Source organism: Nocardioides pyridinolyticus, assembly GCF_054653575.1.
Genome location: NZ_BAAIFY010000088.1, coordinates 1 through 590 on the forward strand (window position 1 = coordinate 1; position 590 = coordinate 590).

Sequence of the window (590 nt, forward strand, 5' to 3'; positions counted from 1 at the left end):
ATCGCGGTCGGCTCGATCTCCTTCTCCGGCTCGATCGTCACCTTCGCCAAGCTCCAGGAGCTGATGACGTCGCGGCCGGTGGTCTTCCCCGGCCTGCCGATCGCGTTCGGCCTGGCCGGGCTGGCCACGATCGTGCTCGGCGTGCTCACCGTCACCGGCCCCACGGTGACGATCGGCGTCGTGCTCGCCCTGCTGGGCCTGCTGATCGGCGTACTGCTCGTGCTGCCGGTGGGCGGCGCGGACGTGCCGATCGTGATCTCGCTGCTCAACGCGTTCACCGGCCTCACGGTCGCCGCCGGCGGCTACGTGCTCGAGAACGTCGTGCTGCTGGTGGCCGGCACCCTCGTCGGCGCGTCCGGCACCTACCTGACCCTGCTGATGGCCCGTGCCATGGGCCGCTCGGTGTCGAACATCCTCTTCGGCGCGCTCAAGGGCGGCTCGACCCTCGGCGCCGGCGAGGCCTCGGACCGGCCGGTCCGGTCGGCGGGCCCCGAGGACGTCGCGATCCTGCTCGGGTACGCCGACCGCGTGATCATCGTCCCCGGCTACGGCCTCGCGGTCGCCCAGGCGCAGCACACGCTGCGCGAGCT

1 protein-coding gene is annotated in these 590 nt (G+C 72.4%); it reads left to right on the forward strand.

The annotated features are described in order from the left end of the window. Positions 1-590 (forward strand): NAD(P)(+) transhydrogenase (Re/Si-specific) subunit beta (locus ACYQ0U_RS22780; RefSeq protein WP_459976164.1); only part of this gene is annotated, 590 nt, incomplete at both ends.